The organism is Rhizohabitans arisaemae, from assembly GCF_025996515.1.
Lineage (GTDB): Bacteria > Actinomycetota > Actinomycetes > Streptosporangiales > Streptosporangiaceae > Rhizohabitans > Rhizohabitans arisaemae.
On record NZ_BLRH01000060.1, the window covers coordinates 1,338,119 to 1,363,086 of the forward strand.

The 24,968-nt window shown below is 68.0% G+C and carries 29 protein-coding genes, 2 tRNA genes, 1 other RNA gene and 1 pseudogene; 8 read left to right on the forward strand and 25 right to left on the reverse strand.

Features of this window, described 5'->3' with window-relative positions:
- Window positions 1–13: 13 nt before the first annotated feature.
- The 5 genes from RUR_RS34555 to RUR_RS34575 form a co-directional block, all read right to left on the reverse strand.
- Window positions 14–724 (reverse strand): VC0807 family protein, encoded by a 711-nt coding sequence (locus RUR_RS34555; RefSeq protein ID WP_283139439.1) that lies wholly within the window; start codon window positions 722–724, stop codon window positions 14–16.
- A 149-nt stretch (window positions 725–873) separates the two neighbouring features.
- Complete coding sequence (locus RUR_RS34560) at window positions 874–2,148, reverse strand: amidohydrolase family protein (protein ID WP_283139440.1); 1,275 nt, start codon at window positions 2,146–2,148, stop codon at window positions 874–876.
- A 193-nt stretch (window positions 2,149–2,341) separates the two neighbouring features.
- On the reverse strand, window positions 2,342–3,130 hold the full coding sequence (locus tag RUR_RS34565; RefSeq protein ID WP_283139441.1) for an SURF1 family cytochrome oxidase biogenesis protein: 789 nt from the start codon (window positions 3,128–3,130) through the stop codon (window positions 2,342–2,344).
- A gap of 157 nt (window positions 3,131–3,287) precedes the next feature.
- Window positions 3,288–3,563 carry a TFIIB-type zinc ribbon-containing protein gene (locus RUR_RS34570; protein WP_283139442.1) on the reverse strand — a complete coding sequence of 92 codons (276 nt, stop codon included), beginning with the start codon at window positions 3,561–3,563 and terminating at the stop codon, window positions 3,288–3,290.
- Window positions 3,564–3,635: 72 nt separating this feature from the next.
- The gene (locus tag RUR_RS34575) at window positions 3,636–4,523 is read right to left on the reverse strand and encodes a phosphotransferase family protein (RefSeq protein WP_283139443.1); all 888 of its coding nucleotides are present in this window, start codon (window positions 4,521–4,523) and stop codon (window positions 3,636–3,638) included.
- A gap of 89 nt (window positions 4,524–4,612) precedes the next feature.
- On the opposite strand from RUR_RS34575, the gene RUR_RS34580 reads away from it, so the two are divergent.
- The gene (locus RUR_RS34580; protein ID WP_283139444.1) at window positions 4,613–5,602 is read left to right on the forward strand and encodes a pirin family protein; all 990 of its coding nucleotides are present in this window, start codon (window positions 4,613–4,615) and stop codon (window positions 5,600–5,602) included.
- A gap of 277 nt (window positions 5,603–5,879) precedes the next feature.
- Here the strand turns inward: RUR_RS34580 and RUR_RS34585 are convergent, their stop codons facing one another.
- From RUR_RS34585 to RUR_RS34605, 5 genes are all read right to left on the reverse strand, one after another.
- Window positions 5,880–6,281, reverse strand: a complete 402-nt coding sequence (locus RUR_RS34585; protein WP_283139445.1) for a MarR family winged helix-turn-helix transcriptional regulator — start codon at window positions 6,279–6,281, stop codon at window positions 5,880–5,882.
- Between the two features lie 86 nt (window positions 6,282–6,367).
- Window positions 6,368–6,718, reverse strand: coding sequence for a YkvA family protein (locus RUR_RS34590; protein ID WP_283139446.1), 351 nt, complete (start codon window positions 6,716–6,718; stop codon window positions 6,368–6,370).
- A gap of 61 nt (window positions 6,719–6,779) precedes the next feature.
- Entirely contained in the window at window positions 6,780–8,192 is a 1,413-nt protein-coding gene (locus RUR_RS34595) for an amidase (RefSeq protein ID WP_283139447.1), read from the reverse strand.
- Between the two features lie 578 nt (window positions 8,193–8,770).
- Complete coding sequence (locus RUR_RS34600) at window positions 8,771–9,262, reverse strand: hypothetical protein (RefSeq protein WP_283139448.1); 492 nt, start codon at window positions 9,260–9,262, stop codon at window positions 8,771–8,773.
- A 36-nt stretch (window positions 9,263–9,298) separates the two neighbouring features.
- The gene (locus tag RUR_RS34605) at window positions 9,299–9,616 is read right to left on the reverse strand and encodes a hypothetical protein (RefSeq protein WP_283139449.1); all 318 of its coding nucleotides are present in this window, start codon (window positions 9,614–9,616) and stop codon (window positions 9,299–9,301) included.
- 1 nt (window position 9,617) lies between these two features.
- Here RUR_RS34605 and RUR_RS34610 point away from each other — a divergent pair, with 1 nt between their 5' ends.
- Window positions 9,618–9,812, forward strand: a complete 195-nt coding sequence (locus RUR_RS34610) for a hypothetical protein (protein WP_283139450.1) — start codon at window positions 9,618–9,620, stop codon at window positions 9,810–9,812.
- A gap of 429 nt (window positions 9,813–10,241) precedes the next feature.
- On the opposite strand, the gene RUR_RS34615 is transcribed toward RUR_RS34610, so the two are convergent.
- On the reverse strand, window positions 10,242–10,925 hold the full coding sequence (locus RUR_RS34615; RefSeq protein WP_283139451.1) for a bestrophin-like domain: 684 nt from the start codon (window positions 10,923–10,925) through the stop codon (window positions 10,242–10,244).
- 446 nt (window positions 10,926–11,371) lie between these two features.
- On the opposite strand from RUR_RS34615, the gene RUR_RS34620 reads away from it, so the two are divergent.
- Window positions 11,372–12,007 (forward strand): hypothetical protein, encoded by a 636-nt coding sequence (locus RUR_RS34620; RefSeq protein WP_283139452.1) that lies wholly within the window; start codon window positions 11,372–11,374, stop codon window positions 12,005–12,007.
- Window positions 12,008–12,010: 3 nt separating this feature from the next.
- On the opposite strand, the gene RUR_RS34625 is transcribed toward RUR_RS34620, so the two are convergent.
- From RUR_RS34625 to ffs, 7 genes are all read right to left on the reverse strand, one after another.
- Complete coding sequence (locus RUR_RS34625) at window positions 12,011–13,069, reverse strand: aspartate-semialdehyde dehydrogenase (RefSeq protein ID WP_283139453.1); 1,059 nt, start codon at window positions 13,067–13,069, stop codon at window positions 12,011–12,013.
- Entirely contained in the window at window positions 13,066–14,340 is a 1,275-nt protein-coding gene (locus RUR_RS34630) for an aspartate kinase (protein WP_283139454.1), read from the reverse strand. Before RUR_RS34630 ends, RUR_RS34625 begins: the two co-directional genes overlap by 4 nt.
- A gap of 90 nt (window positions 14,341–14,430) precedes the next feature.
- Window positions 14,431–15,003 carry a DUF5063 domain-containing protein gene (locus tag RUR_RS34635; RefSeq protein WP_283139455.1) on the reverse strand — a complete coding sequence of 191 codons (573 nt, stop codon included), beginning with the start codon at window positions 15,001–15,003 and terminating at the stop codon, window positions 14,431–14,433.
- On the reverse strand, window positions 14,996–15,595 hold the full coding sequence (recR, locus tag RUR_RS34640; protein WP_283139456.1) for a recombination mediator RecR: 600 nt from the start codon (window positions 15,593–15,595) through the stop codon (window positions 14,996–14,998). Before recR ends, RUR_RS34635 begins: the two co-directional genes overlap by 8 nt.
- Window positions 15,596–15,597: 2 nt before the next feature.
- Window positions 15,598–15,966 (reverse strand): YbaB/EbfC family nucleoid-associated protein, encoded by a 369-nt coding sequence (locus RUR_RS34645; protein WP_283139457.1) that lies wholly within the window; start codon window positions 15,964–15,966, stop codon window positions 15,598–15,600.
- Between the two features lie 359 nt (window positions 15,967–16,325).
- On the reverse strand, window positions 16,326–18,344 hold the full coding sequence (locus RUR_RS34650) for a DNA polymerase III subunit gamma and tau (RefSeq protein WP_283139458.1): 2,019 nt from the start codon (window positions 18,342–18,344) through the stop codon (window positions 16,326–16,328).
- 34 nt (window positions 18,345–18,378) lie between these two features.
- Window positions 18,379–18,474: signal recognition particle sRNA small type (ffs, locus tag RUR_RS34655), an RNA gene on the reverse strand.
- Between the two features lie 113 nt (window positions 18,475–18,587).
- Here ffs and RUR_RS34660 point away from each other — a divergent pair.
- Together RUR_RS34660 and RUR_RS34665 are read left to right on the forward strand one after the other, a co-directional pair.
- Window positions 18,588–18,673: transfer RNA gene (locus tag RUR_RS34660), tRNA-Ser, on the forward strand.
- Between the two features lie 270 nt (window positions 18,674–18,943).
- Window positions 18,944–19,060, forward strand: a pseudogene (locus RUR_RS34665) (type II toxin-antitoxin system VapB family antitoxin); the annotation flags it as partial.
- 42 nt (window positions 19,061–19,102) lie between these two features.
- Here the strand turns inward: RUR_RS34665 and RUR_RS34670 are convergent.
- Entirely contained in the window at window positions 19,103–19,453 is a 351-nt protein-coding gene (locus RUR_RS34670) for a hypothetical protein (RefSeq protein ID WP_283139898.1), read from the reverse strand.
- Window positions 19,454–19,766: 313 nt separating this feature from the next.
- Here RUR_RS34670 and RUR_RS34675 point away from each other — a divergent pair, with 313 nt between their 5' ends.
- A complete protein-coding gene (locus RUR_RS34675) occupies window positions 19,767–20,069 on the forward strand; it encodes a type II toxin-antitoxin system VapB family antitoxin (protein WP_283139459.1) in 303 nt (100 codons plus the stop codon).
- Between the two features lie 153 nt (window positions 20,070–20,222).
- Here RUR_RS34675 and RUR_RS34680 read toward each other — a convergent pair whose 3' ends face one another.
- The 3 genes from RUR_RS34680 to RUR_RS34690 all read right to left on the reverse strand — a co-directional run bounded on the left by RUR_RS34680 (window position 20,223) and on the right by RUR_RS34690 (window position 21,239).
- A complete protein-coding gene (locus RUR_RS34680) occupies window positions 20,223–20,405 on the reverse strand; it encodes a hypothetical protein (RefSeq protein WP_283139460.1) in 183 nt (60 codons plus the stop codon).
- Window positions 20,406–20,425: 20 nt separating this feature from the next.
- A complete protein-coding gene (locus RUR_RS34685; protein WP_283139461.1) occupies window positions 20,426–20,602 on the reverse strand; it encodes a hypothetical protein in 177 nt (58 codons plus the stop codon).
- 457 nt (window positions 20,603–21,059) lie between these two features.
- Window positions 21,060–21,239 (reverse strand): hypothetical protein, encoded by a 180-nt coding sequence (locus tag RUR_RS34690; RefSeq protein WP_283139462.1) that lies wholly within the window; start codon window positions 21,237–21,239, stop codon window positions 21,060–21,062.
- A 411-nt stretch (window positions 21,240–21,650) separates the two neighbouring features.
- Between RUR_RS34690 and RUR_RS34695 the strand changes: the two genes are divergently transcribed.
- Window positions 21,651–22,310 carry a hypothetical protein gene (locus tag RUR_RS34695; RefSeq protein WP_283139463.1) on the forward strand — a complete coding sequence of 220 codons (660 nt, stop codon included), beginning with the start codon at window positions 21,651–21,653 and terminating at the stop codon, window positions 22,308–22,310.
- Window positions 22,311–22,516: 206 nt separating this feature from the next.
- Here RUR_RS34695 and RUR_RS34700 read toward each other — a convergent pair whose 3' ends face one another.
- Window positions 22,517–22,873, reverse strand: a complete 357-nt coding sequence (locus tag RUR_RS34700) for a hypothetical protein (RefSeq protein ID WP_283139464.1) — start codon at window positions 22,871–22,873, stop codon at window positions 22,517–22,519.
- 233 nt (window positions 22,874–23,106) lie between these two features.
- Between RUR_RS34700 and RUR_RS34705 the strand changes: the two genes are divergently transcribed.
- Window positions 23,107–23,274 (forward strand): hypothetical protein, encoded by a 168-nt coding sequence (locus RUR_RS34705; RefSeq protein ID WP_283139465.1) that lies wholly within the window; start codon window positions 23,107–23,109, stop codon window positions 23,272–23,274.
- Window positions 23,275–23,325: 51 nt separating this feature from the next.
- Here the strand turns inward: RUR_RS34705 and RUR_RS34710 are convergent.
- Together RUR_RS34710 and RUR_RS34715 are read right to left on the reverse strand one after the other, a co-directional pair.
- A tRNA-Ser gene (locus RUR_RS34710) sits at window positions 23,326–23,414 on the reverse strand.
- Window positions 23,415–23,663: 249 nt separating this feature from the next.
- The gene (locus RUR_RS34715; protein ID WP_283139466.1) at window positions 23,664–24,968 is read right to left on the reverse strand and encodes a GTP cyclohydrolase IIa; all 1,305 of its coding nucleotides are present in this window, start codon (window positions 24,966–24,968) and stop codon (window positions 23,664–23,666) included.

Sequence of the window (24,968 nt, forward strand, 5' to 3'; positions counted from 1 at the left end):
GAGCTCTTCTTCCCTACTTCTTCGCGCGCTCTTGCCAGCTCGTCGAACGGGCCCGGAAGCGGACCGGGCGGGCTGCCCCGGGGCAGCCGATCCGGCGCAGGCACCGGTTGAAGGCGATCAGGGTCACCGCCGCCGCAGCGATCATGAGCACCCCGACGGCGGCGGTCCGGACCAGCAGGTACACCTCGATGGACTGGCTCAGCAGGAGCCAGAGGCTCACGACCGCGTTGCTCATCTGCACTGCGGCCCACAGCAGGGAGATTCTCGCGAAGTACCGCCGTACCTGCGGATGCTCCACCAAGTCCTGCGAAAGCGGGACAAGATCGCAGGCTAGGCGCCCGGCGAGCGGCCTTCCCAGTGGAACGGAGGCGAGGAAGGCCAGGCTGACCAGGATTGTGCCGAGCGCGGGCTGGAGGAAGAAGATCACAATGCTGCCGGTCAACAGGGCGGCGAGCATCCGGGCGAGCACCGCCACCACGGCGAGCACCATGGTGCCGGGCACGGTGCGCTCGCGCAGCATGTACCAGCCCACGCTCCCGGACACCCAGCCGAGCGAGGCGAGCATCCCGCCAACCGCCCCGAACGCAAAGAAGCCCGCATAGAAGGCAAGGACCGGCGCGATCATCCCCGCCACCACCCGGGGGCTCGCATGCCGAATGAGCGCACCGAGCCGCGGCATCGTGAACGTCGGAGGCTCGGTACGGACCAAGTCGGCTACGGGCATGGGGCACCCTGTTCCGGTAAGCCTAGTGTGGCGTTTGGGTAAGCACTGCTCGTCAGCGCGTGACGAGCTTCACCGACCGTACGGGAAACCGGGCGCGTTCGATACGCAATCGTGCATTCTTCTCGCGTCTTCCCCGATATCCCGCACGCTCAGAGCCGATCCCGGACATCAGGAGCGCGCCCAAGCCACACCGATGTCGTCCTGCCGTTGACCGCCTCGTCCAGCGACTCGCCACGAAGCCAGGCCCGGGAAGGCAGCGGATGCCCGAAGAGCCGAGCGGCGTTCCCGTAACTGATCCGGCCTACCTCGCCTCCGGGCAGCCTGCCCAGATCCCGGTTGACCACCCGCTGAATGTCCGGCCAGGTGGAATCCGCATGGGGATAGCCGCATTCAAGGAGGATGTTCTCCACACCGATCGCGCCGCGGAGGGCGTAGGCGGACTGGTCGTCCAGCGAGCTGAAGAAGAAGTTCCGGCGGAGGACCTCGCTCGGCTTCAGGTCACCCGTCCAGACGGCGGGCTCGTCCCCGGAGATCACCGGATGGTCCAGCACCCGGTCGGCTCGCTCGGCGAGCATCGGAACCCACCCGATGCCGCCCTCGACGATCAGGATCTTCAGATTGGGGAACCGGAGCGGGATGCCCGACCAGAGCCAGTCCACGCAGGCGAAGAGCGCCGTCGTCGGCAGCAGCGTGGTAATCGCCTCGAAAGGCGTGTCGGGCGACGGAACGGGCGCCCAGGACGCCGACCCGGTGTGGAGACAGACGACCGTCGACGTCTCCTCACAGGCGGCGAAGAACGGGTCCCAGTGGGACGTGTGGATCGACGGCAGCCTCAGGCGCGAGGGGAAGTCGGGGAACGAGACCGCCTTGAAGCCCCGCTCCGCGTTGTTCCGGATCTCAGCCGCGGCGATCACCGGATCGCCGAGCCACGGCAACTGCAGCGCGATCATCCGCTCCGGATAGGTCCCGGCCCAGACCTCGACGTGCCAGTCGTTCCACGCCCGGAGCACCGCCAGACCCAGTTCGCGGTCGCGGGTCCGGGAGAAAACCGTCCCGGCGTACCCCGCGAGGGTGGTCGGAAAGCACAGCGAGGCCCATACGCCGGCTCGGTCCATGTCCTCGATCCGGGCCTCGATGTCGTAACAGCCTGGCCGCATCTGCTCGAATCGAACGGGCTCCATACTCCGGTGTTCTTTGGCACGCCCCGCCGCCACATCCATCCCGATCATGGGATAGGTGGCGCCTTCGTAGAGCCAGACCTGATGACCCGCCTCGGTGTCTACGACCTTCGGAGCCGCGTCCATCATGTGCAGCGGCAGACGGCCGTCAAAGAGATCCTTGGGTTCGATCAAGTGATCGTCAGCGGAGATGAGGACATAGTCGCGCCGCCGGGGTTCGGGGTCCGGAAGCAGCGGAAAGTTCACGTCGGACACGTTATGCCGCAGGCGTGGCACCGAACAAGTTGACGCACTTGTCCGACGCCGCTTAACCCGTTTGATATGTGAAATCACGCCTTCTACACCCACCCGAAAAGGTGGGTTTGTCACTCTCGCCCGACTCGGCGCGCCGATGCCCCCGGCGACGCCGTACATCTGACGGCTCAGGCGGTTCGCCGGACTAAACGCGGTCGGGCTGTGGTTCGGCCGGAGCGGAAGACCGGGCGGCCGCGGCCCGTACATCCTTGATCTCCCTGCGGATCAGGAAGACCCAGCCGACCACGGCGACACCGATGAAGATCCACCATTGCACGGCGTAGGCGAGGTTGAGCCCTCCGCCGCCGCCGAGGTCCGGGGCCGGCAGCGGCTCCGGTGCGGGTACGGCCGCCGGCCGCACCCGCGTGAGCTCCAGGTATCCGCCGTACGCCGGCGCCTTGGCCAGCTTGGGCACGTCGATGAGGAGAACCTGACCGGCCGGAAGCCCGGTCCGGTCCGCGATCCCGGTGCTCTCCGGCGTCTCGGTGGCCCTCAGCCGTCCGGTCACCTGAATCTGCCCCGGAGGCGGCGGGGGCACCTCGGGCCTGGCGTCGGCGGTCTTCGCCGCGGGGACCCAGCCGCGATTGATCAGCACCGTCTCGCCCTCCGCGGTGATCAGCGGGGTCACCACGTAGAAGCCGAGTTTTGAGTTCTGGTATCGGTGCCGGATCAGCCATTCGCCCGCCGGATCGTATCGGCCGCTCACCTCGACGTGCCGGCGGACCAGCTCGGCCGGGACCGGGGCGCCCACCGCGACGACGGACTTCAGCGGTACGGGCGGGGTCGCGAGGTTCTGTTCGGTCAGGTGGGAGAGGTCCGACCGGTCCTCGAACCGGCCGAACTGCCACTGCCCGAGCAGCACGAAGCCGGGAATCACCAGCAGCACGACGAGGTGCAGTGCGAGCCATCGCGGGGCGAGCAGGAACCGATACACGGCTTCCAGACTAGGCAGTGACCCGGGCGGTCACGCCACCAGGCGCTCGGTCCCGGAGCCGAAGGCCGCCGCGCCCCGCGCCGTACCAGAAAACGGGCCCGGAGGCGATCGCCTCAGGCCCGTCACTGGAGTTGTCCGGGAATCGGACTCAGGTGGATCAGGTGGAGAAGAGCAGCCTGGCGAAGCTGCCGTGCTTCCGGTGGCCGTGGTACGGCTGGCCCCAGCCGGGCTGGCCGTAGCCGGGCGGAGGCGGAGCCTGGCCGTAGTGCTGCTGGGGAGCGGGCGGCGGCTGATGGACGTTGCTCTCCAGCCGGGTCAGGGTCTCCAGCTCGCCATAGTCCAAAAAGATACCGCGGCACATCTCGCACTGATCAATGTGTACACCATTGCGGTCATAAGTCCGCATGTTGCCGTGACACTTGGGGCACTGCATGGGCTCAACGCCTCCCGACTTACGAGGGAACCCCCCAGGGTCTTGATTCAGATACTAGCCACACGTTCTTCGTCAACGGAGGTGGTGGAGGCCGGAAATTCTCCGGCAGGCGTCGACGAAGAGCTCCTGGATCTCGTCGAGAGGTCTGTTATCCTCATGCGTTTTTGTGACGGCGAACGCCGCGAGCTGAACCGTCATCGCCTTGGCCGGGACGTCCAGCGCGGGCCAGGGGTCGCCGTCCGGGGGTATCGCGCAGCCCCCCGCCTCCCGGTAGGCGTCGAGGAATCGCGCCCAGACCTCCGGGGCGAGCAGTCCGGCGGCGTAGAAGGCGGCGGGTCTGGCCAGGTCCCATGCGGGGTCGCCCGTGCCCACGTCGTCGATGTCGATGAGGCGCCAGCCCGTACCGTCAAGGTGGACGAGCTGACCGAGGTGCCAGTCACCGTGCGCGAGCCGTCCCGCGACGGGGACCGGAGCCCGGTCTCTGGCCCAATCGGGCAGCCCGGCGTAGGCCGCGGTGATCTCCTTCTCGGCGACGGCCCCCGGGGGAAGCCCGGCCACGGCCTGGGCGACCCGCACCGGCCCGCCCGAAACCGGAAGGCGGCCCACGGCCGGGAGCGGGGCGGTGTGCAACCGGGCGAGGAGGCGGGCCGCGTGCTCCCAGGGGGCCACGTCCGGATCGTCGGGGGAGACCGGCCGCCCGGCCGGCCAGATCGAGATCCACCGGTCGCCCAGCCTGGTCAGCGCAAGCGGCTCGGCGAAGACGCCCCGCAGCGCCTCGTGCCGGACGATCGAGGCCTGTGCGGTCAGCACGTCGCCGTCGGTCTCGGCCCGATGCGCCTTGACCACCACTCTCCCGACGCGGATGACGACCGCGCCCGATCTGGTCGACAGGATCTCGGGGTCGCCGTCGGCGTCGGCGAAGCGGGTCATCGCGGTGACTAGCTCGGCGGTGGGGGTCACCCGAGGATTATATGGATGATCCTCGCGGAAATATTTGAAGTTTCAATAGAGTTGGACCGGGTAGCAACCACCGAGAAGGGGGAGATGAGATGCCCGCCATCACCGCGAACACCCTGACCCTGCCGCGCCTGTCCCGGTTGCCGCAGGCCGAGACCGCCTGGCGCCCCGTCACCCGGATCGTCACCGCCCAGCGCCACCTGGAGGGCGAGGGCTTCCAGGTCCGCCGCCCCTTCCCGGGGACGGACCTGTCGCTCGCCGACCCCTTCCTGCTCCTGGACCACATGGGGGCCGTGGAGTACGCGCCTGGCGAGGCCAAGGGCACGCCCTGGCACCCCCACCGCGGGTTCGAGACCGTGACGTACATCATCGACGGCGCCTTCGAGCATCAGGACACCACCGGAGGCGGCGGCCTCATCGGCGACGGGGCCACCCAGTGGATGACGGCAGGCGCCGGCATCCAGCACATCGAGCAGCCGCCCCCCGAGCTCGTCGCCAAGGGCGGCCTCTTCCACGGCGTGCAGCTCTGGGTCAACCTGCCCCGCAGCCAGAAGTGGGTGGAGCCCCGCTACCAGGACATCAAGGCACAGGACGTCTCCCTGGTGACGGACGCCGACGGCTCATCCCTGATCCGGATCATCGCCGGTGAGCTGGCCGGGCATCAGGGGCCGGGGATCACCTACACCCCGATCACCTACCTGCACGCCACCGTCGCGCCCTCGGCGCAGCTCACCATGCCGTGGCCGCGGGACTTCAACGCCATGGTCTACGTGCTCTCCGGCCGTGGATTCGCCGGACCCGACGGCCGCCCCCTCACCGAGGGACAGCTCGCCGTGTTCGGCGCCGGAGACGCGCTCACCCTGCGCGCGGCGGACACCCAGCCGTCCGCGTCCGCGAACGGCTGGGAGCTCCTGGTCCTCGGGGGCATGCCGATCCGGGAGCCGATCGCCCGTTACGGCCCGTTCGTCATGAACACCCGCCAGGAGATCATCCAGGCGTTCGAGGACTTCCAGGCCGGTCGGATGGGCGTGGTCCCCGCAACCCGGGTACCGCACCGCAGCCAGGCGGACGAGGTCGTCTGACCACTACCGGGGGTCGTCCGCAGTGCTCCGGCCTTCAGGCCGGGGGTGAAGCGGACTCTCCCGCGTGGCGGGACGGGGAGGGGCCGATTCGCCCCGGGGCGGATCGGCGTTCGGCAGGGTGACCGCGTCAGGTACCGCCGGGCGGGCGGGAAGGCTCGAAAGCCTGCGGAGACCCGGTGGGACCACCTCGGTGGCGCGGGTCGGTGAAACAGGAAGCCGCAGAAGTGCCGCACCTGCGGCACAGGCTGAATCCCCGGCCTTCAGGCCAGGGAGCGCGTCAAGCGTCCCCGTCCATGAGCCGGACCAGCGCCTCCGACGGCTCAAGCGCCTTCAGCACCGGGGTCAGCATGGCGGTGAGCCGACGGAGGTCCTGCCTGGACAGCAGATCGATGAAATGCCGGCGAACATCCTCGACATGGGTCCGCGCCGCCTTGTCGAGGATGTCCCGGCCCTGCCCGGTCAGCACGGCCCAGGTGCCCCGGCGGTCGTCCAGGCACGGCTCCCGCCGAATCATCCCGCGCTCCTCCATCCGCTTGACCTGATGGGAAAGGCGGCTCTGCGAGATGAGCGCCACCTCCGCCAGCTCGCTCATGCGGACCCGCGAGTCCGGTGCCGCCGCCAGGGCGACGAGCACGCCGTAGTCCTCAAGGGTCAGACCGTGCCCGCTCTTGAGGTGCACGCCGAGCGTCTTGCTCAGCAGATTGCCCGTGATGAGAAGGGAGAGCCAAGCCTGGCGCTCCTCGTCGTCGAGCCACCGGGTGCCGGTCAGGGGACGACCTCGCCGGCGATCCGCGACTTCTCCCAGCGGACGAATCTGTCGCTCTCCCCCAGCGCCGAGCCCAGCAGCCAGACCAGCACACCGACGTCGTCGACGACCCCGATCAACGGGAGCAGCTCCGGGAGGATGTCGATCGGCGACACGATGTAGACGACGCTCAGCGCCATCAGCCCCAGCTTGCCCTTGCCGAGCCCCCGGTAGTCCCCGCCCAGGGTCTGCCGGACCATCCGCGGCAGGGCGCGGATCCGAGCCGAAAGCGAGGCCGAACCCGGCCTCTTGGCGTCCCGGTAGAGACGCCAGGCGGCTCCGGCCGCGGCGGCCCGTCCTGTCTTACCCACGATCAACCTCCTTGCGGGACCTCTTACCGGACAAACGGCTGGGACCGCACGTCCGTTCCGGTCAGCCGGTGGATACCGTCCACGGGCTAGCCTCTTCTATCTGCGCGGCCACACGAACCAGTATGTCCTCCCTACCCGGAGCGGCGACGAGCTGGACACCCACCGGCACGCCGTCCGCCGTGCGACCCATCGGCAGGGAGATCGCCGGCTGCCCCGTCACGTTGAACGGCGCCGTGAACGCCATGGTCAGGTTGAGCCGTGACATCAGCACCCGGAAGTCCGGGTCGGTGAGCCAGCCGAGCCGGTACGGGGCCGTGCCCAGGGTCGGGGTGAGCAGCAGATCCCGGGAGTCCCACCACTGGATCACCCGTCCCCGGTACGCGTCCAGCCACCCCAGTCGGCCGACGTAGTCGACGGCCGTGCCCTTGCGCGCCGCGACGACCATCGCCTTGTTCATCGCCTCCAGCTCATCGAGATCGACGGCACCGCCGCGCAGCCGACCCAGCTGATCCACCCAGGCGGCGGTGTTGACGCTCACCACGGTGCCGAGGTGGTCGGGGAAGGACGGATCCGCGAGCGACGCAGGCGAGGACTCCGCCACCTCGTGCCCGAGCGACTCAAGGAGTGAGGCCGCGCGCCGTACGGCCGCCGCGCCGTCCGGGTATTCCGGAACGTCGTCCCTGAGGTGACCGGCGGTGAAACCGACGCGCAGCCGCCCCGGCGGCCGGCCCACCTCCTCGGCGAGCGGCCCCGGCAGCGGTGGAGCGGTGTACGGGTCGCCCGGCATCAGCCCGGACAGCAGGTCGAGGGTCGCCGCGGTGTCCCGAACGGTACGGGTGAGGACGCCCGATGCGCCAAGACCCGCCCAGGCCTCCCCGACACCCGGTCCCAAGCTGATCCGTCCGCGGCTCGGTTTGAGGCCGACGAGGCCGCACAGGCTCGCCGGGATGCGGATCGATCCGCCGCCGTCGTTCGCGGTGGCCATCGCCACCATCCCGGCCGCGACGGCCGCCGCCGACCCCCCACTCGACCCGCCCGGCGAGTAATCCCGGTGCCACGGGTTGCGGGTGGCGCCGTGCCGGGTCGGCTCCGTGGTCGACGAGGTCCCGAACTCCGGCACATTGGTCCGGCCGAGAATCACGAACCCGGCCCGCTTGAGCCGTGAGGTGGCGTACGCGTCCCAGGGGCAGACGAACCCCCGCAGGACCCGTGACCCCTCGGTGTACACATCGCCCTCACTCAACCAGCCCAGATCCTTGAGCAGGGTCGGCACCCCCGAGAACGGCCCATCTCCCGAGACCGCGGCGGCCTCCGCCAAAGCCCGGTCAAACCGCCGGTGGACCACCGCGTTGAACTCGGGGTCCAGTGCCTCGATTCGGGCGATCGACGCCTCGGTCAGCTCTCGGGGGGAGATCTTCCCGTCCCGGATCAGCTGTGCCTGGGCGGTCGCATCCAACTGAAGAACGTCATCCATGTGGTGATAATAGCCCATTTTAATTCTAGATTTTAATATTTCACCTTCTTTCAGACATGTGATACATATGTGTATATGTCACCATTTTGTGGCGACGCCCGGCAGGTGACAGGATTTAGGCAGACGGATTTCGCGCCCCTCTATTGATCACGGGCTGAGAATCGGTGGCATCATCTCCGCCGGAATGCGGGCGGCTTTCCCAACAATTACGGCTCGCTATGCAAAAATACTGGCGTGAGCTGGCGTGGTGGGAGGACCGGACGCAGCTGCCGAAGAGCTCTCGCTCTCGGTCTGTGTGTGTTGACGACCGGTGGATCGACAGCATTTGGAACAACAGCGGCATACGGCCTTGATGCCGATGTCCCTTCCCTATCCAGGGAATCACCCTCAATTCTCCACCAACGAACCGCCACCGAGGTCCCGGACTTCTTATGGAGTCCTCGGCCCATGACGTGGCCCGCCCATCCTCGGCAGTCAATCCGGGATCGGGAGGATTCCCCGCCTCTGGACAATCCCGACGGGATTTCACCGTCCGCCGTCCTGACCGTCCGGAAGTTCCTGCTGTGGATCCGGGTGGACTACGAGTTCGCCATCGTCGGCACGACAAGGCCGACGACAGCCGGATGGGGGCCGCCGCTCATCGTCCCGGCCTCCGCGGACAGTCCCGAACCCACGACCCCGGAGCCGACCTCCGAGGCCTCTGAGCACACGGAGCCCACGCTCCCCCGAGCCACCCCGGCCCCGGCGGAAGCGGTGTCGCCGACCCCGGCCGAAGCGACGTCGCCGACCGCCGTCCCGATCGCCCCGCCACCGGTCCCCATCGATCCGCCCATGCCCGTCGAGCGACCGCAGGAAGTCGAATCCCCCCGGAGCACCCCGGAACCCTTGAACAGCCCGAAACCGGCCCTCTCCCCCCGTCCGATCCCTCCTCGGCCCTCCGTAGCGGCGGAGCCGCCCCCGGCGGTGTCGGCGGGTGCGACCGCGGCGTCCGACCCCGACGGACTCCTCGGGATCGGGCTCCTGCCCCCGCTCCTGCCCATCCTGGTGCCGCCGTACTTCCCGATCGTCATCCCGCCGATCATCGACTACTACCCGCACCACCCCCATCACCCCCATCCCACACCGACGCCGACCCCCGAACCGACCCCGACGCCTGAGCCGACCCCCACGCCGACGCCTACTCCCGAGCCGACCCCCACGCCGACGCCGACACCTGAGCCGACCCCACCACCGCTCCCGGCGCCATTGCCCCCGCCGTCGCCGGAGCCGGAACCGACGCCAACACCGACGCCTACGCCTACGCCGACCGTCCCACCGCCCCAGCCCACCCCGGTTCGCCCGGTGCCTCCGCCGAGACCGGTGGCGGCTCCGATCGTGGCACCGCCGAGCAGGCCGGAGCCGACTCCACCGCGACCGTCGGCCACCGTGAAGCCCTCCCCGCCCCCCGTCGTCGTGCGGGCGAGGCGGGCACTCGACAAACCCGGTGTCGTCTCGCGCTTCGCCAAGAGATCCACCCAGACCGACAGATCCACCCTCATCGTGATCAGCACGGTGGTCCTGTCGTTCGTGGTCGGCGTTGGCTTCAACCAGAGCGGCTCCGGCAGTCGGGGACGCCGCTGACCGACCCCCGGCGACTCCGGCGGACAGCGGGTGTCCCGACCTTCCCGGGACACCCGCCCCGCCACGCCCACGGCCGGCGGTGCGGGCCCCATCCCGCCGACCGGTCCGGCTCGGCACCCCCCGCCAGGTCCAGTCGGACCTCACGCGTGCCCCGCCCTATCCCGCCGGTTGACCCGGCTCCACCGGACGATCCCCGCATGACCACGCCGGCGGAGCAGGTATCCCCTCGCCACGTCCCTCGTGACAGCTCGCAGCCACCCGGAAGACGACGAGTGCCCCGACCGTCACACGGCCGGGGCACTCCTCAACTCACTTCACTCGGAACCCGGATACTCCGTCACCCGCCGGCCATGGCGCGGACCAAGCTTGGCTCCGCGATCCGAACCGACGGCACGATGGGTGCCCGGTCACCGTCACACCCACATCGCCCTATGCGCCACTGAATCGTTGATCGATGGCGTTGAACTGTTCTCGGGCGAGTTCGAACGGCTCACTGTCCACCGCCGCCGCCCCGCTGAACGGATTGCTGACGACGGCGAGCACGACCAAGCCGACCAGAACGACGGCGACCCGGGTGGTGTCACCCACGACGGACGCCAGATTGGGCCGATAGCCCAGCAACCAGGGGAACGCGATCACCGCGATCCCCGAGATGACCATGCAGGTCATGAACACGTCGGGGATCGTGCCCCCGGTGTTGGAGGCTCGCAGCTGGCGTGCGTGGCTCACCTCACTCGCCCGGACCAAGGCGTCCTGGCGGAGCGATTCGTCCGCCTCATTGGCCGGCCGCAGCCGCAGCAGGTTGGCGCGGAAGCTCTCCAGGGTGTTCCCGGCCTCTTCGCTGACCTGCCCACCTTGCATGAGCGGCCAGTCCTGCTGGATGGACTGCGTCGTGTAGCTTCGGATCTCGTTCTTGATCTCCGCGTTGTTCTGGAGGGGCGCGACCGCCCAGTACAGCTCCACCAGACTCTCCGCCTCGGTGGCCACGTCCTGGCGGGCGGCTTCGATGCCGTCCCGGCCGAGGACCACGCCGTAGGCGAGGATCAGAAGGTAAACGGCGAGTGCGAGGTTGAGCGCGAAATCGAGGTTGCCCTCGCCCCGGCTTTCATCCACTCGGCCCCGTCTGCTTAGCACGACCAGAGCAATCAGCGTAAGACCGATCACGATCCCGCTGATCACAATCGCCCACGTCGTCATGATCCCTCGCAATCATGTAGGCATGCGTGTGCAGAGCGTATTCATCCAAGGGCTTAATTTGGTGGAGACTCACGCCGCCAACCAATTAGGTATGGAAATAGTTCTCCACGGCAACCACACAAACTGCACAAAATAGGAATTCTCCGGCAGCTGCGTCGGCATGCGCGGAGACTGCGGAGCCCTTATCCCGCCGGGGATACCGAACCGCGGGCGGCAAGCCGGGACCGTGGCCGGGGAGATCGCCCCACTTCCCTGAATATCCCCAGACAACGGCAAAGACTGGCATCCACAAGGATCAGGCGCCGAGAAATGTGGGATTGATCCTCTTGGCGGAGGGGCGCCCATTGTCGAGGGGTACGAAAATGTTGATCAACCCCGTGGCACGCCTGCGCGCCCGGCTGGCCGTGAGCAGCGGCCTGACCTTGCTGATTCCACTGATCACCATATCCGCGGCGAAGGCCGAACCCACCGCGACCACGCCGGAGGCGTCGATCAGCACGCCTTTCATAGGAAGTCAACATTCCATCGGGAAGATCCTTGACCTCCGTGGCGAAATTACATTCCAGACCGGATCGAGACCCGTTCAAAGATCGTCGGAAAAGGCCCGGTTCAGCCATTCCTCGGCGGCGCAAAAACTCCGGAACTCCGGGATTCGCTGGATGTCGAGCGGACGATGTAGTGATCATCGACGGCGGCGATGTACGTCTTTCCATGAGATTCGACACCGCACCCTGGCCGGCCTGATCCGATTGAAACGGCGGAGCGATTGTCCGGTTCTGGTCACCGGTGGCACCGAAGTCGGACACGCCCCAGGCCCATTCAGCCATATGAACGGATACAAGGTGGACATCTCCCTTAACCGCTGCGTCAATCGCTTCATTCGCAGCAGATTCCCCTTCATCGGGAGACGCGGCGACGGTGCGGCTCTCTACCATGACGCCAAATCATCGAGCGTCTATGCCAGAGAGCCGAACCATTGGGACATTCTGTTCCGCTGACCGCTAGGCGGTGAACTCCGCCGCCAGGAGTTCGGCGATCTCGGCCGTGTTCAGCGCCGCTCCCTTGCGCAGGTTGTCTCCGCAGATGAAGAGATCCAGCGTGTTCGGGAAGTCCAGCGCCTGACGGATCCGGCCGACATAGGTCGGGTCCGTGCCCACCACATCGGCCGGTGTGGGGAAGACACCGTTCGCGGGGTCGTCCAAGACCACCACGGTCGGGGCGGCGTCGAGCACGGTCCTGGCCGCGTCGACCGTGACCTCCCGCTCGAACGTCACGTGCACCGCCATGGAGTGCGTGGTGATCACCGGGACGCGCACACAGGTGGCGGAGACCCTGAGATCCGGGATACCGAGGATCTTCCGCGACTCGTTGCGTACCTTGAGCTCTTCGGACGTCCAGCCGTCGTCCTTGAGCGAACCCGCCCACGGGACGACGTTGAAGGCGATGGGGGCGGGGAAGGGTGAGGCGGCCGGGTCGGGCACGGCCTTGCGCACGTCTCCGGCCACGGTTCCGATGCTCCGGTCACCGGCGAGCGCCTCGATCTCGTCGTGGAGACGCTCCGGTCCGGCGACACCCGCGCCCGAGACCGCCTGGTAGGAGGAGACGACCAGCTCGCGCAGGCCGTACTCCCGATGCAGCGCGCCGAGGGCGGCCATCATCGACAGCGTGGTGCAGTTGGGGTTGGCGATGATGCCCTTGGGCCGGGTCCGTACCTGGTCGGGGTTGCACTCGGGAACGATCAGCGGAACCTCGGGGTCCATGCGGAAGGCCCCGGAGTTGTCCACCACGACCGCCCCCCGGGTGACCGCGATGGGGGCCCACTCGGCGGACACCTCGTCCGGCACGTCGAACATGGCGACGTCGACCCCGTCGAAGGCCTCCGGCGAGAGTGCGACGACCTCGACCTCCTGCCCCCTGACCACCAAGCGCTTGCCGGCGGACCGGGGCGAGGCGATGAGCCGGATCTCACCCCACACGTCGGGTCGCGACGAAAGGATCTCCAGCATGACCGTGCCCACGGCGCCGGTGGCGCCCACGACGGCGAGAGTCGGCTTGGTCATCGTCCACTACCTCCGTACACAACGGCTTCCACCTGGTCCGCGTCGAGCGCGAACGCCCGGTGGGCGGCGGTGACCGCCGCGTCGACCTCGTCCTGGCCCACGATCACCGAGATCCGGATCTCGGATGTGGAGATCATCTCAATGTTGACCCCCGCGTCGGCGAGCGCGCTGAAGAACGTCGCCGTGACTCCGGGGTGGGAGCGCATCCCCGCTCCGATCAGGGAGACCTTCCCGATCTGGTCGTCGAAGAGGAGCGACTCGAAGCCCACCCGCTCCTGAATCCTCTTCAGGGCGGTGAGCGCGGTGGGACCGTCGTTGGCCGGCAGGGTGAACGAGATGTCGGTACGACCGGTGGCCGCCGCCGACACGTTCTGAACGATCATGTCGATGTTGATCTCGGCGTCGGCAAGGGTTTTGAAGATCGTGGCAGCCTCGCCGACCTTGTCGGGAACCCCGACTACGGTGATCTTGGCCTCGCTCCGGTCGTGCGCGACGCCGGAGATGATCGGCTGCTCCATCTGGATTCCCTCACTGTCAGGGTCGGCGACGACCCAGGTGCCTTCCTTCTGGCTGAACGAACTTCTGACGTGGATCGGCAGGTTGAACCGCCGCGCGTACTCCACGCACCGCAAATGCAGGACCTTCGCGCCACACGCGGCCATCTCCATCATCTCCTCGTAGGAGATGCGGGGAATCTGGCGGGCGGCCGCGACGATCCGCGGGTCCGCGGTGAAGATCCCGTCGACGTCGGTGTAGATCTCGCAGACATCGGCCTCCAGGGCCGCGGCGAGCGCCACCGCCGTCGTGTCCGACCCGCCTCTGCCCAGCGTGGTGATGTCCTTGGAGTCCTGAGAGACGCCCTGGAACCCGGCCACGATGGCGATCGAGCCCGCCTCCACCGCGGAGCTGATCCGGCCGGGGGTCACATCGATGATCCGGGCCTTGCCGTGGGTCGAGTCGGTGATCACACCCGCCTGGGACCCGGTGAACGAACGAGCCTCGTACCCCAGGTTCGCGATCGCCATCGCCAGCAGCGCCATGGAGATGCGCTCCCCCGCCGTGAGGAGCATGTCCAGCTCCCGGGCGGGTGGCAACGGGGACACCTGCTTCGCCAGGTCGATGAGCTCGTCCGTCGTGTCACCCATCGCGGACACGATCACGACGACGTCGTTGCCCGCTTTTTTGGTCGCGACGATGCGCTGGGCAACACGTTTGATCGAAGTCGCATCGGCGACGGACGAACCACCGTACTTCTGGACGATGAAGGCCACTTGATGTCTCCCCAGTTCAGGCCTGCGGACGCCATAGTCTACTTAAGCGGAAACAGAGCTCAGCGACTCATTTAGACCACTATGTGAGACTCAGACCTGGGTTCGCTCCTCCACGACGTCCAGGCGGGCATGGGCGACCAGGGCCTGAAGCGATCGCATCGCCGCCCCGACGTGGTTCCCCCAGGTGTTGAAGTAGGAGTACTGCCACCACCACAACGCCTCCAGCGGCCGGCCCGCCTTGTAGTGGCGCAACCCGTGCACGAGGTCCGCCGCCACGGCGGTCAGGTCGTCCGAGAGCCGGTACGGGGTCACCAGGGTGTCCTTGTACGGGTCGAAGACCTCGGCGTAGTCGTCCACCGCGCCCAGCCTGGCGGCGAGGGTGGTGCGGATCCCGTCCAGGTCCGGGTCCTCGCTCATCTCCGGCTCCCAGTTCCCCTGGAGGATGATGTCCTCGCTGGCGCCCAGCTGCGCACCGGCCAGACTCACCTGGGCCACCTCCAGCAGCAGCAGCGGGAAGATCATGTCCCCGCCTTCGCCCCTGGCCAGCGCGGCGAGCCCGTCCAGATAGTTCTGGGTGTGAACGGCGACCCGGTCGGCGAGTGCGCTCCATTCACTGCTCTCCGCCGTCAGCGGAGATTCCTTGGGAACAACGTTGTCAGACATCCAGTAGCCTCCGTCCTTCGAAAGCGCGGCCCAATGTAACCTCGTCGGCGTACTCGAGGTCGCCCCCGACAGGCAGCCCACTGGCCAGTCTTGTCACCTTTAAACCCATGGGCTTGAGCAACCTGGCCAAGTAGGTCGCGGTCGCCTCGCCCTCAAGGTTGGGGTCGGTCGCGAGGATCACCTCGGTGACCTCGCCGTCCGCCAGTCGCTTCATCAGCTCCTTGATCCGGAGGTCGTCCGGGCCGACACCTTCGATCGGGCTGATCGCCCCACCGAGCACGTGGTAGCGACCACGGAACTCCCGGGTCTTCTCGATCGCGACGACGTCCTTGGACTCCTCCACCACGCAGATCACCTGAGGGTCCCGCCGAGCGTCCCGACAAATGCGACACTCTTCTTCTGCCGCGACATTTCCACATATGCGGCAGAAGTGGACCTTGTCCTTGATCTCCGTGAGGACCTGAGCGAGCCGCCGTACATCGGCCGGATCAGCGGAGAGAATGTGAAAGGCGATCCGCTGAGCGCTCTTGGGACCGACACCGGGCAGCAGGCCCAGCTCGTCGATCAAACTCTGGACGACCCCTTCGTACATGGCTAGAACCCGGGAGGCAGACCCGGGAGCCCGCCGGGCCCCCCACCGAAACCACCCAGTCCCTGCGCCAGCGGGCCGAGCTTCTGCTGTTGGAGATCACCCGCGGCGCGTACCGCGTCCCGGACCGCGGCGATCACCAGATCGGCGATCGTCTCGGCTGTCTCCTCGGGGTCCGACGCATCGATGACCTTGGGGTCGATACGCAGCTCCAGAAGCTCTCCCGACCCGTTGACGGTCGCCGTCACCAGACCACCACCCGCGGTACCCGCGACCTCGGCGTCGTTGAGCTCCTGCTGGGCACTCACAAGCTGCTGCTGCATGAGCTGCGCCTGCTCGAGTATCTGCTGGAGGTTGACGTCTCCTGGATTCACTGTCGTGCGCTCCTCATGCTTTCCCGGTCGCTCCCGATCCACATACTCTCAGGGGCCCGCACCGGCCCGTGACAGGGCACGACACCCGTGATGACCGGTCCGTTCACCACGTCGCGCACCTCCCCGGGCCGACTGCCGCTCCGTGTCACGAGACTACGGGTTTTACCGCTCCAGTGGCACCGCGCAGCCGACTCACCGTGTGTTGTTCCATACGGAGCCGCCGTCCGGGCGTCACCGGATGATCGATGCGCCGGTTCCCGCCCCATCGGGAGCGCATACCACAGCGATCAGCCGGCGCACGGCCCGCCCCGAGAGCACGGCACGGCCCGAAAACCGCCCAACCGGCGGCGGCCGACGGGCTACGCGTGATCGATCTCACCGATGACGCGACCCCCGAGCTCCCTCTCGACCAGGGCTATGCCCGTAACCCCGGTCACCTCCGCGTCGGAGTCGTTGAGGGGATCGACCTCGTCGACCTCGTCGAAATCATCGGCCGTACCGCCACCGCCGACCGCTCCCGGCGCGGACGGGCTCGGCGTCGGCCGCAGCGTGCTCGTGGGCGGTACGGACGACACCGTGGCCCGTACCGGGGTAGCGGCCTCCCTCACGGCAGGGCCGGAGGCCGACGTATCCGGTGCGGCCGAGGCGCGCTGGGGAGCCGGTGAGCCGGCGGTGTACGCCGAGGCCGTACCCGCCCGGCTCTGCGGGAAGGAGCCGGAGGACGGCGGTCCGTCGCCGCCGACGACCACCTCGACCCGCCACTTACCGCCGAGGACGTCCTGCAGCGCCGCGGCGAGCGGAGCCTCGCGGTTGCCGGCGAGGAAGCCCTTGACCGTGCCGGGCAGCTTGAAGCCGAGCGTGATGGTGTTTCCCTGCACGCCGAGCAGCCGCCCCTCGGCGTTGATCAAGCCCCAGGCGACCCGCTGCCGGCGTTTGACGGCCTCCAGGATCTGCGGCCACGCCTGCTGCACCGACCCCACCCCGGACCCCCCGGGAACCGACGCGGGCGGCGCCGAGGAGGTGGGCTCCGGCGCCGAGGGCCGGTCGCCGGAAGGTCGTACCGCGGTACGGGCCTCAGGCCACGACGGCGCAGCCGACGGGGCCGGAGCGGGCGGTTCGGAGTGCGGATGCGCCGGCGCGACCGGCTGGATGGCCTGCCGGGGTTCGGCCGGGCCGGCCGTCGTCGGCACCGATCCCCCCGAGGCCGGTACGGCGAAGCCGGAGACCCCGCGCTCAAGCCGGTCGAGCCGGGCCAGCAGCGCGGCCTCGTCCCGCGTCGCGGCGGGCAGAAGCAGACGCGCGCACATCAGTTCGAGCAGCAGCCGGGGCGACGTCGCCCCACGCATCTCGGTCAGACCGGCGTTGAAAACCTCGGCGGCCCGGGTCAGCTCGGCGACGCCCATCTTGGCGACCTGCGCCTGCATCCGCTCGAGCTCGTCGGTCGGCGCGTCGAGCAGGCCGTTGGAAGCCGCCTCCGGGACGTTCGCCAGGATCACCAGATCGCGGAAGCGTTCGAGCAGGTCTCCGGCGAACCGCCGGGGATCGTGCCCGCCCTCGACGACCCGCTCGACCGTCTTGAACACCAACCCGCCGTCGCCCGCCGAGAACGCGTCGACGACCTCGTCGAGCAGCCCGGCGTCGGTGTAGCCGAGCAGGGAGACCGCACGCGCGTAGGTGATCCCCGCCTCGTCCGAGCCGGCCAGCAGCTGGTCCAGGATCGACAGGGAGTCCCGGGCGGAGCCGGCGCCCGCCCGTACCACCAGCGGCAGCGCGGCGGGCTCGTACGGCACCGACTCCGAGCCCAGGATCTCCTCCAGCAGCTGGCGCAGCGTGCTTGGCGGCATCAGGCGGAAGGGATAGTGGTGGGTCCGGGACTTGATGGTCCCGATGACCTTCTCGGGCTCGGTCGTGGCGAAGATGAACTTCAGGTGCGGTGGCGGCTCTTCGACGAGTTTGAGCAGCGCGTTGAAACCCTCCCGGGTCACCATGTGCGCCTCGTCGATGATGTAAATCTTGAAACGGGCCGATACCGGCGAGAAGAAGGCACGCTCCCGCAGGTCACGGGCGTCGTCCACGCCACCGTGCGAGGCGGCGTCGATCTCGATGACGTCGAGGTGCCCCGGACCGGTGGCGCTCAGCGCCACACAGGAATCGCACACCCCGCACGGATCGGGGGTCGGGCCTTGCGCGCAGTTCAGCGAGCGGGCGAGGATCCGGGCGCTCGACGTCTTCCCGCACCCACGCGGGCCGCTGAAAAGGTAGGCGTGGTTGATGCGGCCGCTACGCAGGGCCTGCCGCAACGGATCCGTGACATGCTCTTGGCCCTTGACCTCGGCGAAGGTCCCGGGCCGGTACTTGCGATACAGCGCAAGGCTCATCGGGAACCCCGTCCGGCGGGTCGGCGATCAAACTGAAAGAGACCCCCCGCACACCCGCCAGAGCCCGCTTATCCTTGCTGCCTTCCGGCCCTGGGGAGGTTCACAGGATGACGCCATGCGAGGGGTCCGCTTCGCAGTCTATCCGTCTTCGAGGGTCGCGTGTCCCGCTTCGCTCAAGGTCGCTTCAACTCCGCGTCTGCCGTTGTGGAACACGCACCCGCAAATACCGGTAAGCTGTGCGACGGAGGATTCGCCTAGTTGGCCTAGGGCGCACGCTTGGAAAGCGTGTTGGGGGCAACCCCTCACGAGTTCGAATCTCGTATCCTCCGCGCTTGGTTGAGGCAGCACAAAGGCCCGGTCTTACTCCAGACCGGGCCTTTTGCTATCCGGGCCTGCGCGCCCCAGGGTCGTACGGCCGCCCACTGATCGTCACTGGCACCGTAAACCGCAACTGCCCGCCGTCGGCGCCTTTGGCCGCACCGATCCGTTCGCAGGTGGCGGGGTTCCACACCTCGACCTTGCCGTTGAAGGCGAGGGGCTGCAAAAGAGCCGTCGGCAGACCCGCTCTGCTTCGATACACACGCTGAGAAAGGTGCCCGATGACTCAAACCGTGATCGATTTGGACGACCGCCTGGTCGCCGAGGTTGCCGCGGTACTCGGCACCGGTACGAAGGAGGAGACGGTGAACGCCGCGCTCCGTGAAGTTCTGGAGAGCCGACGGCGAGCACTGGCTCTAGCGGCTTGCCGCACCTCCCGGTCAGCGTCCCCCGGCCGCCGAGGGGCGGCTGCGACTGATACCCGCCCAGGCGACGATCAGCGAGGCGAGGTAGCCCACGATGCCGATCAGGCCCGCCCAGGAGAACACGTTCAAGGCGGTGCCGTAGACCTTCTCCCCGCCTAGCAGGGGAACCCATCCTCCGGCGCTGTCGCCGACGTCAGGCAGCACCAGCCCGACCAGCAGAAGGAAGAACGCGGTCAGCCCCCAGCCCCAGGAGGCGAGCGGGGAGAGCGCGGCCTGCCTGGCGGCGACGAGAGCGGTGACGAGGTGCGTGAGGAGGATCACCGGGCCGATCACGGTGAGGATGAAGAACAACAGTAGCCAGCCCATGCCGGCCCCCCTCAGGATGAGGAACAACGCGATAGCGGCCGTCTGCAGCACAGCATTGAACTTTCCGCTCAAATACACCCCTTGAGGTGAGAAGCCCTGATTCTGTGGGAGCTTACGAGAACACCCTTAGGTACCATTCCGGCTGATTGCTGAGAAGCTCATCCGTGCACCCGGGCCGCTTACCTCGGCCCGGGCGGAGACGGTGAACGCCGCATTGACTCGCGATGCTTTGGTGGCAAGCGGGATGGGCGACACCTTCTCCGCAGGCAGCTCACGCGGCACCGTTCCAGACCGGTGCCCTAGACTCATATCCGTGATCTTTAAGATGGTCGGCGATACTCGCCCATATCCCGAACACGGCCTGGTTTCCAGAGACTGGGCCCAGATTCCGCCGCGGCAGATCCGCCTCGACACACTGATCACCACAAAGGCGGTGCTGGACCTTCACTCGCTTCTGTCCAAAGACTCCACCTTTTACGGGGATCTGTTTCCTCACGTCGTCCAATGGCGGGATGAGCTCTACCTTGAGGACGGGCTCCACCGCGCGTTGCGAGCCGCCCTCCACCAGCGATCCGTCCTTCACGCCCGCGTCCTGGAGCTCGGCGACAACCCCTGACCGCTTTCGGGGGCCGGTGCGATATGCCGGCTGAGGTAGCGGGGAATACTCCGACCGGGCGATGCACGGCGATCAACCGGCGCACAGGCTGAGACGACCTGCGACCGAGGATCGTGGTCAACCCAGGCGCCGGAACATCACAATCCCGGACCTTTACAGCAAAGCTGGACCTTTTACGACTATCTCCAGATTGCCGCGGATGGTGGCCATCGGCTTGCTGTCCGTGACGGTGACCGTCTCGGACTGAGCGACGGCTGCGGCCGAGAACGCTGCGGCGAGAAGTCCACCGGCCAGGGCGACCGCGGACACCACGCCGACGGCTCTGCGTGCTCGCATGACATTTCTCCTTGCACACATCACGACGGACCTTTTGTGATCACGTCTAGGTTGCCGCGGATGGTGGCCATCGGCTTGCTGTCCGTGACGGTGACCGTCTCGGACTGAGCGACGGCTGCGGCCGAGAACGCTGCGGCGAGAAGTCCACCGGCCAGGGCGACGGCGGACACCACGCCGGCGATTCCGCGTGCTCGCATGGCATTCCTCCTTGCAGTTCATTTCCCGGGGACTGGGAAGCCGTGCCGGCACGGTTTCTACCCCTGGGCGATTTCATGGAGGATTCTGTCCGCGTTGACTTGGGCCTGACTTGCATCCCGCAAGGATTGACATCCCGCCGCCAACGCCCAAACCCGAAGGGCCGTTGTCCTCCTCGACTACCTGGCAGCCGCGAGCTCCGGCCGACTGTGCACATCGATCCCGGCGCCGCGCGGATACGCCGAGACGCCCGCCTCGGGGTACGGCACCGTGTCGCCCGACAACACCTCGGCGGGCGCCCGTCTGAACCCACCGCACTTGCGCGGCTCGGGGTTCACCACTGAGGTAGCGGGGGATACTCCGGCCGGGCGATGCGCGGCCATCAACCGGCGGACAGGCTGAGACGACCTGCGACCGAGGGTCGTGATCAACCCAGGCGACAGCACATCACGATTTCTACTACAACGTCGGGCCTTTTGAGCCTACGTCCAGGCTGCCGCGGATCGTGGCCACCGGCTTGCTGTCCGTGACGGTGACCGTTTCGGACTGCGCGACGGTTACGGCCGAAAGCGCCGCGGTGAGAAGTCCACCGGCCAGGGCGACGGCGGACACCACGCCGACGATTCCGCGTGCTCGCATGACATTTCTCCTTGCAATTCGTTCCTCAGGGGAGCCGTGCCGCCACGATTTCCTCTCCTGGGCGATTTCGGAAAGGATTCTGTCCGCGCTGACTTGGGCGTGACTTGCATCCCGCCAGCTGACACGGCAACGCCCGCACCCTTGAGGGCAGCGGTGTTGTCCTCCTCGACTTACCTGGCAACGGCGAGTGCCGACCGGCCGTGCACATTCATTTGTGCGACTCGGCGCTCACCACCTCGCCACCCCGTACCGACCACACGCCGACTGAGGTAGCAAGGGATACTCCGGCCGGGCGATGTGCGGCGATCGATCGGCGGACAGGCTGAGACGACCCGCGACCGAGGGTTGTGATCAACTCAGGCGACAGCACATCACGATCTCGAGGTCGTCGTCACGACTCTGGAGATCCCCATGACCACGTCCACGGCACCGCGACCATTCGGCCTGCTCAGCGGTGCCTCCTACGCCGTGCTCTTCCTCGCCTCGATGTTCGTGCCCGGCCTGCTCGCCGCCTCCCCCGAGGCGCCCATCCCTTACTCGACCGACGCCGAAGTCGAGCGGTACCTCGCCGCCGGAGGAGTGCCCGGCGTCCTCACGCCGTTCTTCCACGTCCTCGCCGCGATCTCGCTCCTGGTTTTCGTCCCGTTGTTCACCGCGGCCGTACGGCGGCACGGGGAGAACCCCTGGACCGGAGTGATCCAGGGCGCCGGGACCGTGGGGGCCGCGTTCCTCCTGCTGTCCGCCGGCGCGCAGTGGGTGCTGTCCCGGCCGAGCACCGTGGCCGATCTCCGGGTCTTCCGGATGGTGATGGACCTGGGGTTCATCACCGGCGGACCCGCGCACGTCGCGACCCTCGGGATCTTCGTCGGTGTGGGGTCCTTCCTCGCGCTCAGGACCCGGATCCTGCCCGGCTGGCTGGGCTGGCTGGGAGTCGCGATCGGCGCTCTGTCCGTGCTCTCGGTGTTCTCCTGGCTCTTCTTCGGCGGAACCTTCTTCGTGCCCCTCGGCCGTTTCATCGGCTTCATCTGGTTCGTCGCGGTCGCCCTCCGGCTCGGCCTACGCCGCACGTGATGATTCTCCGCCCGGTTGATCCGCGTCGTCCGTAAGGCTGCTCCGCCTGTGCGGCGCTCAGCTGAGGATCCGTGCCGCCGTGCCCGCGGGCCAGGCCGATCGTCCGCGGCCACCTGCCGGATCCGGTCTTCCGCCGACTCGGTTCGCGGTGATTCGCGGGAGCACCTCCCGGAGAGGAGGTGCTCAGCGATCCACTCGTGCCGACCCTAGAACGGCTTCACAGTGGTGCAGTTCTGCCATGCAGAAATCTGTACGGCCGCGTTGCTGGTGTTGTTGAAGAAGTACGTCGCCTGCTGCATGTAGCCCGGGAATCCAGCGGGCGGCGTCCATACGCTGGTGAAGGGGCCCGTAGTGCCCCACTGCCCCGAACGCGGCACCATGTACGGGTGGGAGGCGGGGCACTTGAGGAACACGGAACCGCCCGTTCCCGCGGCCAGAAGCTTGCTGTCCGAGACGGTGACCGTTTCGGACTGCGCGGCGGCTGCGGCCGGAAGCGCTACGGTGAGAAGTCCACTGGCCAAGGCGACGGCGGACACCACGCCGACGACTCTGCGTGCTCGCATGACATTTCTCCTTGCAATGTGTTTCCCGGGGCGGAGAAGCCGTACCGGCACGGTTTCCTCCCCTGGGCGATTTCGGGAAGGATTCTGTCCGCGCTGACTTGGGCCTGACTTACATCCGCTGGGATTGACATCCCGCCACCGCGCCACCCCACACCGACAACACGCCGACTGAGGTAGCGGGGGATACTCCCGATTCCAGTGATCCACAAGAGGCCGCACGCACACTGCCGGGTATGGACTTCGCGACGTTCAAGCGACCCGCGGCACTGCTGGCCTTGCTGGCGGCCCTTGCCGTACCCGCCCTCGTCGGTGTCGGTGATGCCGCCGGGGGCGATCGGGTGAGCACCATCGGCTCCGAGTACGAGATCGACGATGTCCCCTACCCCGTACAGTCGGCCTGAGACGGTGCTCACGCATCCCAGGCGCCGGTCAGCCGAGCGGCTCGGACGGCATGGCGGTGAAGGTGGGATTGAACCCACGGATGGCTTGCACCATCACACGCTTTCGAGGCGTGCGTCCTCGGCCACTGGGCGACTTCACCGGCCAGCAGCCTAGAGGATCTTGTCCGCGTGGACTTGGGCCTGACTTGCATCCCGCCAGGATTGACATCCGCCGACTGACAGGGCGGCGCCCGCACCTCCAACGGCAGCGGCGTTGTCCCCCTCGACTACCTGGCAGCCCCGAGCTCCGGCCGACCGCGCACATCGATCCCAGCGCCGCGGAGGTACGCCGAGACGTTCCTCCTGCTGTCCGCGCCGCGCAATCACCGGACCGCCCCGCCCAGGGTGCGCTAGCCGTTGACCAGCCGGTACGGCTGGCGCGGGCGGCCGGCGTGGGGGGACTTGGCGGGGGGCAGAGCCCAGGCGAGGCCCTCCTCGACGAGGTTTTGCAGCACCCGTCTGGCGCTCCGCTGGGCGACGCCCAAAATCTCGGCGACGATCTCCGCGTCGACCACCATCGCCTCCGGGTCGTCCCCGAGGTGGCTGAGGAGGCGGTCGCGCACCTTGACCGCCTTGGACTCGACCTCGGGCTCGGCCTCGACCTTGCGGCGCTGCCGTAGCGGCAGGGACAGGGAGGTGCCGTCGTCGCCGACGAGGTAGGCGGCCGCGGCGTCCGAGCCGCGGGCACGCTCCAGGGCCGTCAGAGCGTTGGCCTCGGCGTCGCGCGCGGTGTGGCCGAGGCCGAGGCCGACGTCGACCGCGACCCCGACGTCGGCCCGCACCCGGTCCATGAAGGGGGCCACGCGGAATCCCTCCGTCGCCTGTTTCAGCGCCCCGACGGTGGTGGTCACGACGTAGGTGTTCTCCTCACGGGGGGTGACGGTCGCGCCCATGAGCCTGGCGTCGGTCAGCAGCGCGCGGTGGAGGGACAGCTTGAGCTCCTGCTGCCAATAGTTGCCCGGCCCCGAATGACTGGGCCTGGCGGAGGCGGCCAGCTCCACGAGCACGATCGCGATCTGCGACTCCTCCAGCCGGCTCCCGGTGCCGAGCAGTGCCGCGGTGTCGATGGCCTGCCGGAGCGTGTGCATGGTCGGCATGATGCGGAGCGCGGTGACGCCGTCCTCCACCAGCCGGGTTGCGACGGACCTGACGGTGGTGAGGGCCGCGGTGGTGGCGCCGCTCTTGTGCAGGCGCTCGTGGAAACCGACGAAGGCACGCACCGACTCCGGCCGGAGGTATTCGGACACATGCACGCCCGACATCGACACCCCGATCTCCTCGTACGCCTCGGCGACATCGTCGGGCGCGACGGAGTCCACGCTGACCCTGGCCGGATCGATGCCGTATCTCAGCACCCCGCGCAGCAGGGCTGCGTAGAGCCCGCCACTGCTGACCTGCACATGTGTCGCCGGCACGGGCAGGTCACCCGACTGCCTGGCGAGGTCGTGCTGCAGCGGTCCGGTGAAGAGCACGACGTCTATGCCGCCTATGATCTTGGAGAGTCTGTCGTGCGTCTCGTGCTCGCCCGCGTGCGGCGCCCCGACCAACCGGAAGGAAGCCGCCGACGGCAGGCTCGCGCCGATGTGCACGATCTGTTCGACGAGGTCATGTGGCCCGACCACTCCGATCGCAATCTTGGATCGCAGGCGCTCCAC